At 59.4% G+C, this 6,869-nt stretch carries 6 protein-coding genes and 2 pseudogenes; 5 read left to right on the top strand and 3 right to left on the bottom strand.

Features of this window, described 5'->3' with window-relative positions; genetic code table 11:
- A pseudogene (locus WB528_RS15040) lies at nucleotides 1-798 on the bottom strand (hypothetical protein); the annotation flags it as partial.
- Nucleotides 799-1,107: 309 nt separating this feature from the next.
- Here WB528_RS15040 and WB528_RS15035 point away from each other — a divergent pair.
- The 4 genes and pseudogenes from WB528_RS15035 to WB528_RS15020 all read left to right on the top strand — a co-directional run bounded on the left by WB528_RS15035 (nucleotide 1,108) and on the right by WB528_RS15020 (nucleotide 2,869).
- Nucleotides 1,108-1,332, top strand: a complete 225-nt coding sequence (locus WB528_RS15035) for an antitoxin MazE family protein (RefSeq protein WP_423889207.1) — start codon at nucleotides 1,108-1,110, stop codon at nucleotides 1,330-1,332.
- Nucleotides 1,329-1,682 carry a type II toxin-antitoxin system PemK/MazF family toxin gene (locus WB528_RS15030; RefSeq protein WP_423889206.1) on the top strand — a complete coding sequence of 118 codons (354 nt, stop codon included), beginning with the start codon at nucleotides 1,329-1,331 and terminating at the stop codon, nucleotides 1,680-1,682. Before WB528_RS15035 ends, WB528_RS15030 begins: the two co-directional genes overlap by 4 nt.
- 306 nt (nucleotides 1,683-1,988) lie before the next feature.
- Nucleotides 1,989-2,240, top strand: a pseudogene (locus WB528_RS15025) (recombinase family protein); the annotation flags it as partial.
- Between the two features lie 128 nt (nucleotides 2,241-2,368).
- A complete protein-coding gene (locus WB528_RS15020; protein ID WP_423889208.1) occupies nucleotides 2,369-2,869 on the top strand; it encodes a DUF2199 domain-containing protein in 501 nt (166 codons plus the stop codon).
- Nucleotides 2,870-3,080: 211 nt separating this feature from the next.
- Here WB528_RS15020 and WB528_RS15015 read toward each other — a convergent pair whose 3' ends face one another.
- Both WB528_RS15015 and WB528_RS15010 read right to left on the bottom strand, forming a co-directional pair.
- Nucleotides 3,081-3,587, bottom strand: a complete 507-nt coding sequence (locus WB528_RS15015) for a DUF302 domain-containing protein (RefSeq protein WP_423889205.1) — start codon at nucleotides 3,585-3,587, stop codon at nucleotides 3,081-3,083.
- 33 nt (nucleotides 3,588-3,620) lie between these two features.
- Nucleotides 3,621-4,775 carry a glycosyltransferase family 4 protein gene (locus WB528_RS15010; RefSeq protein ID WP_423889204.1) on the bottom strand — a complete coding sequence of 385 codons (1,155 nt, stop codon included), beginning with the start codon at nucleotides 4,773-4,775 and terminating at the stop codon, nucleotides 3,621-3,623.
- A 159-nt stretch (nucleotides 4,776-4,934) separates the two neighbouring features.
- Between WB528_RS15010 and WB528_RS15005 the strand changes: the two genes are divergently transcribed.
- The coding region (locus WB528_RS15005) for a glycoside hydrolase family 65 protein (RefSeq protein WP_423889203.1) at nucleotides 4,935-6,869 on the top strand (1,935 nt) is incomplete at its 3' end.

Genomic DNA, 6,869 nt, shown 5'->3' with positions numbered 1-6,869 from the left:
GAGCGCAGACGTGAAATGGGCGCGATGGCTATCCTCTCCCCAAAGGCTTGCCGTTGAGGCGATTCCGAGCAGGCGGTTCACCCCCACGGCATCCATCAGCTTGACGAGATTGGTCCTCATCGATCCGGCGAAGCTCGCATAGACTTTGGCGCGTGCGAGCACCTCTGCGTCCGACAGACCGAGCATCATCGCCCGGCGGGCTTCATCGATGGCCTCGCGCATTTGCTGCTTCCCCGGCGTGATGCCAACGATCACGATGTCCGCCCCAGTATTGATATGGTCGAACGGAGCGTAGGCGATATCAAGGCGCTTTAGCTTATGGATGTGTGTGCCCATTCGGAGCCTGCGAGGATTGTCCGTTTCGGCAGCGACCTCCGCCGGCGACAGAGAGGCAATAATCCGCAAGTACTCGGACGCGCTGCTAGCGACTGGTTCTATCGCCCGTGCTACGGGAGCGTGGGGCGGCACGATGGATCTATTTTCCACCGTTCCGGCGACGCCGCGTGCAGCGACAACCTTGACCTCCGGATTAACAAAGGGGACGGATCTGTCCCTCGGCGGATCTGCATCGATGATTCCTTTAGAAATCAAACGACGATCCCTCGTCCCGCGGATCGACATCCAGATGGGCCAGCCCTTGCTGAGAAACCCCTTCAGCTCCTCGATACTTCTAGCGACGACCCTGTTTGCGATGTGGTGCCGCCTGTTGCCGAGGCTGGGATCGGCTGCGCCATAAGCGCCGTCTTCGAAGAGGTGAGGAACGAGGACTTCTCCGGTCTCGGGATTGATGCGGTACACAAAAGTTCCTTTGCAACGGCGATCGGGCTGGACCACGTCATAGCGTAAGCGCGATGGGTCTCGAAAGCACGGAGAGTGGACGGCAAGGGAAAAGGCTGGCCGTCTGCCGGTCGGATGTCTCTGAACACATTGAGTTTTTTAGACTCCGCCGAACACCCTCTGCTGGCGCTTCCGGTCGAAACCTCAATGATATCAACGCGCCGGGCGCCATCTGTGGGTGTCAGCGGCGGTGAAGGGGCCTCAGGCAAAGGAGCTGGCCAAACCCCTCAGCTCGTGGTAGGTTACATGTAACCTATTCGGAGAATCGTCATGGCCCCGGCATCAAAGCCCAAGCCTTCCCGCACGAAGGTACGGCAACATCGCGAGCGGCTGCGCGCGCAGGGGCTGCGCCCGATCCAGATTTGGGTGCCGGACGTGCGCGCGCCGTCCTTCCGGTCAGAGGCGCATCGCCAGTCGTTGGCCGTGGCCACGAGCGCGCATGCCCATGAGGATCAGGCGTTCATCGACGCGGTATCGGATTGGGGCGATGAATGATGCGCGGCGACATCTGGACCGTCGCCGGCGGCAAAGACTACGCCGGGAAGCCACGCCCGGTCGTCATTGTTCAGGACGACAGCTTCGACGCGACCGACTCGATCACGATTTGCGCCTTCACCACTGACGAAACCGAAGCACCCTTGTTCCGCCTGCCAGTCGAGCCGAACGAGCGCAATGGCTTGCGCACGACGTGCCGCCTGATGGTGGATAAGATCACCACCGTCCCCAAGACCAAGGTTGGCGCGCGCGTCGGCAGGTTGGACGATGAGGATATCCTGAGACTCAATCAGGCGGTGCTCGTGTTTCTCGGACTGGCCGTCTCACCGAAGACTAAGCAGATGGCCTGACGAGCAATGGTGTCCAGCGTACCGGCGGTTAGAATTGGGACGTTCAGCTTGTTGTCGCTTCGCGCGATGCTGACGGAATGTCCCGACCACGCGACCGCTTGGGCGTTCTGCCCGACGATCTTTACATCGAGCCGAAGTCCTGGCCGCGCATCGGGCGCCCGCCCAAGCACGACCTATCGGCGTGGACCGTCACGGACGATTGGCCGACCCTGTGCCTATCAGCGACGCTGAGTCCGATGTGTTCGAGGCATGGTTCGGCATCTCTTCGATGAACTGTTCGGGCCGCACTGATGATCTAAGAGGACAATCGCGACGACCGTGCCATTGCGTGCTGCGTTGTATCTGCGCGTCTCCACGGCGCGGCAGGCCGAGCACGACGTCTCGATTCCCGATCAGAAGCGGCAAGGCGAAGCGTACTGTGCCGCACGCGGCTACCAGCTTGTCGAGACCTACGTCGAGTCCGGCGCTTCCGCCACGAATGACCGCCGCCCCGAGTTCCAGCGCATGATCGAGGCGGGCACGAGTAAGCCCGCTCCGTTCGATATCGTCATCGTTCACCGCGCACCACTGGCCAGCAGGAGGCGGGCGTGTGTCATTGCTGCGAAATTCCGACGATGACGACACGACCCGGTAGCAATGATGGTACCGTAGGAATCGAGCAGAGAGGGGCGGAGAGGACGCTGTGAATCACAACATGGACTTGCGGTTGCTGCGGTCGGACTTTCAACCCCCTCCCAATGGACTACGGATTTGCAGCGCCGCGCAATTGGCTTGGACTCCCCGATGCCGAACGCGCCAGCCGAGCCAAGCTCACCGATGATGTCTGCACCATCGACAATACTGAACGCTATGTTCGAGGCTGCTTGGAAATACCAGTGTCCGGCAGTTCCGGGAGCCTGGTTTGGGGCGTTTGGGTTTCAGTATCCGAAGAGAGCTTCCACTATATCCTCGCCCGGTGGACATCTCAGATCGCTCCAGACGAACCGCCGCGTTTCGGATGGCTCAGTACCTGGATAAACGGTTACCCCGAACCGAGCGAAATCCGCTGCAACATATTTCTCCGGTCTGGCACTTTGCGCCCGCGTATTGTCCTACAGCCGACCGAATATCCACTCGCGGTAGAGCAGCATCGCGGGATAACGTTGGACCGTGTCAAAGAAATCGCCGCTGGCGCCGGCCATCCGTGAAGGCGATCGATGCCAGTCATGGTCTGGCGGAGAGGGAGTCAGTCAATCCCCATTGAAAGATGAAGCATTTTCGACCTTCCTAGACCAAAACCCACCGTTTGAGCTACAGCGCTAAATCGGCGATTATCACCGGGTGAGCTCCGACGGCGATTTCGTCCTGCTGCCGTTAATCTGAGTCGACTACTACTCGGTTGAGATCAAGCCTGCGAGCCTATGCGGCGCGATGGAATTTGGGGGCCGCCTCGATATCGTCCATTACCTTTTGCACCAGCGATTGCAGCTCTTCGGCGATCGAGATTATCACAACGTGGTTGACCGTTCCTATCGTGCAGGCTGGATCCACGACGGAGAATTCAACGCAGCTGTCGCCATGCTCCTGAATGACCATATCGCAAAGCAGCATCGACCCGATCGCATCGTCGGCCTCGATGGCCCGGTGTACTAGCGGGAGGTTAAAGGCGCTTAGAATAAGATAGGGACGCAAATCGACGGAGAGATGCCTTTTTAATACCTGGCGCATGTCGATTTCAGCCAGGATCGAGAATCCTTCACGCTTGAGGGCCTCCTTCGCAGCGGCAACAGCGTCTGCGAAGCCCATGCTGGCGTAGGTGGAGAAAAAGTGCATTTTTGCCTCCAACTCAGGAATGTTTTGACGAACCGCTTCTCCGGACCTCCCAAACTGGCAGGACACAGTGTTGGCCAGGCTGTCGCTCGACAATCATCACTCGGCCGAAGTTCGCCGAGGAGAGAACTATTCAGCTTGATAGATTAAGGGGTGTGCCTCAGCGTCATCCACGAGTGTAGCCGATCGTGATGTCCGAACCGCCTGCGACGCGATGTGCCTTCCGTTCAGCGTCGTAGCCTTGACGTGTCGGCCATGTGCAGCGAGAAGCTGTCGGTAAATGCGGACATAGTCGCACGCCATTCGCTCAGCTGTGAAGCGACGCTCGAATTCGGCGCGCACCTTGACGCGATCCAGGTCTCCGATTCGCCGAACCGCTGTTACTGCCTCATCGATTGTATCGACGACGAAGCCTGAGACGTTCTCCTCAATGACCTCCGGAACAGAACCGCGTCGATATGCAATGACGGGCGTACCGCATGCCATTGCCTCGATCATGACCAGACCGAATGGCTCCGGCCAATCGATCGGAAACAACAGGGCGGTGGCCCCGCCAAGAAGGCATGCCTTGTCGGCTTCGCCGATTTCTCCGATGAACTCGACGTTGGGATTGCCCTCGACCATCGGGCGGATCTTCGCTTCCCAATATGCCTGATCTGCTCGGTCCACCTTTGCCGCGATCTTGAGCGGCATCCGGCTCCTTGCTGCGATCTCAATCGCCAAATCGGGACGCTTCTCGGGTGAAATGCGACCGAGGAATGCAAGATAGCCATCCGGATTCAAGCGAAACGAAAGGAGGTCGGGAGGAAGGCCATGATAGACGGTGCCAAGCCAGTTCGCATGACGCAGGTATCCCCGCTGATCATTCGAGATCGAGGCAAGAGGAAGATCTCGAAAGGCCGCGTAGAAGGGCGCAAGATCGGGTGAATCCAGTCGGCCATGCAGCGTGGTAAGAGTCCGATCGGCGAAATCGTGGACCAGCGCGGCGTGAATTATATCGATGTGGAAGTGAAGAATGTCGAATTGGTCGATCCTGCGGCGGACCTCGTCCAACATGATCATGTGGTAAGGCAACGCATCGCACACTGCAGGATTGAAGCGCAACGCTGTGTCACCGCAGCGCACGAGCCTGGCCGACGTCTGGGAGTCGCCGCTGGCAAACAGGGTGACGTCGTGTCCCTGGCGCACGAGCTCTTCGGTCAAAAAACAAACGACGCGTTCCGTACCGCCATAAAGCCTGGGTGGGACGCGTTCATAAAGTGGGGCAATCTGAGCGATACGCATCGGCAATGCCACCAGAATGATTTTTGATACGTTAATCTAGCTGAACTAACCCGCTTTGATTTGGCTCAAGTGCTGCTACCGACTACGGATGTTGATCAGAATCAATATTCCGATGCTGTGATAGGCGTGAGCTGTAATCTGTTGGACAGAGCAGGTCAGATGCCGGTGTCTAATTGCTTGGCCGATACGAGCGATTTCTTGCTTTCCCCGGCTGCGGATCCGGGGTGGCTATTGGTTGAAGACGGTGTGAACCCAGCGCGAGAGCGTGAAATTGAGTCGCTCTTTGCTATTGGCAATGGATATCTCGGCATAAGAGCTTCGATCGCCGAGGGCACAAGATTCTCGCACCCATCGACCTTTGTGGCCGGAGTCTTTGTTCCGGACGGAGATCTCGGGCCGAGGCTGGCAGTGCTACCCGACTGGACCCACATCGAAGTGAAGGTGGAAGAAGAACGATTGTCGCTTGAGGCGGGCCGCGCGCTCGCGCACCGACGAGGACTTGACCTTCGCCGTGGCGTTCTGTGGCGGGAATGGCGCCACCAAGACCCGAGCGGTCGCGTCACTCGATTGAGGTATTTTCAGCTAACCTCCCTCGCCGATCGGCACGTGCTGCTGCAATCCGTGGCGATAACGGCTGAAAACTACGCAGGGAAGATCAGCCTCACGGCACGTCTTTTCGCTTCGGATGCGGCGGGCACCGACGTCGAGGAGGTCGTTGCCGAGTCCGGCGCCTTGCTAATGCGTGTTGCCGGCAGAGAGATCGGAATCGCCACAGCATCGGAGGTGCGCAGCCTTGGCTCCTCGGTACCGCCGCGCCATGAGACGGGACCAGACGGCCGTGAGGAGCGGTGGTCATGGGAGGCGACGCTCGGCGAAACCATGCGGTTCGATCGCATCTTCGCCGTCTTCACGTCACGTGATGTTGCGAATCCTGCGAAGGCGGCGCGGGATCACATCGCCTCGATCGGCCCCCATGGCTTTCGAACGGCCGGGGCGGCACATGTCAACGCGTGGCGTCGTCGATGGGAAGAAGCCGAGGTTTGGATCGTAGGAGACGACGAGGCTCAACGCGCGCTCCGCTTCGCGACCTATCACCTGATCGCGGCTGCCAATTCTGCCGACGAGCATGTTTCGGTTGGTGCCCGGGGCCTTACGGGAGAAGCGTATCGAGGTCACGTCTTTTGGGACACAGATATCTACATGCTGCCGTTTTATATTCTCACCGACCCTCCGACGGCACGGGCTCTCCTGATGTATCGGTACCACACGCTGGAGGCCGCGCGGCGAAAAGCCAAGGAGCACTGCTATGAAGGAGCCCTGTATGCGTGGGAATCTGCCGATACCGGCGATGAGACAACTCCGAGACGCGCGGTCCTGCCCGATGGCCGGATTGTAACGATCCTTACAGGGGACCGAGAGCACCACATTAGCGCCGACATTGCGTACGCCGTCTGGCAGTATTGGCGCGCGTCGGCGGACGACTCCTTCATGCTGGAAGCCGGCGCCGAGATCCTCGTGGAGACGGCTCGCTTTTGGGCGAGCCGGGCGCAAGTCGAGCCTGACGGTCGTGCCCACATCCGGCAAGTGATCGGCCCCGATGAATATCACGAAATGGTGGACGACAACGCGTTCACCAACGCAATGGCGATTTTTAACCTCGAACGTGCCGCGGACACCATCGAGATCCTGCAGCGCGAGCAGGTCGTCGACTGGAAGCGGCTATGCACCGGCCTTCACCTTGCCGGAACCGAACCCGGGACGTGGCGCGCGCTGGCGAGGATACTGGTGACAGGCCTCGATCCAGCAACCAAGCTCTTCGAGCAGTTTGCAGGCTACTTCCAGCTCGAAGAGGTCGATGTCGCCGCGCAGCGGGGCCGCGGGACGCCGATTGATATGTGCCTTGGACCAGAACGCATCCGCCACTCGAAGGCGATCAAGCAGGCGGATGTTGTGGCATTGAGCGCGCTGCTGTGGGAAAAATGGTCAATCGCAGTACACGAGGCAAACTTCCGCTATTACGAGCCTCGCACCGCGCATGGTAGCTCGCTGAGTCCAGCTTTTTATGCCCTCGTCGCTGCCCGGCTGGGCGATCGA

The organism is Bradyrhizobium sp., assembly GCF_049586575.1.
In the GTDB taxonomy this organism is placed as follows: Bacteria; Pseudomonadota; Alphaproteobacteria; order Rhizobiales; family Xanthobacteraceae; genus Bradyrhizobium.
Note: the sequence above shows the minus strand (reverse complement) of the source record. Positions and strands in the feature narration are given on the sequence as shown.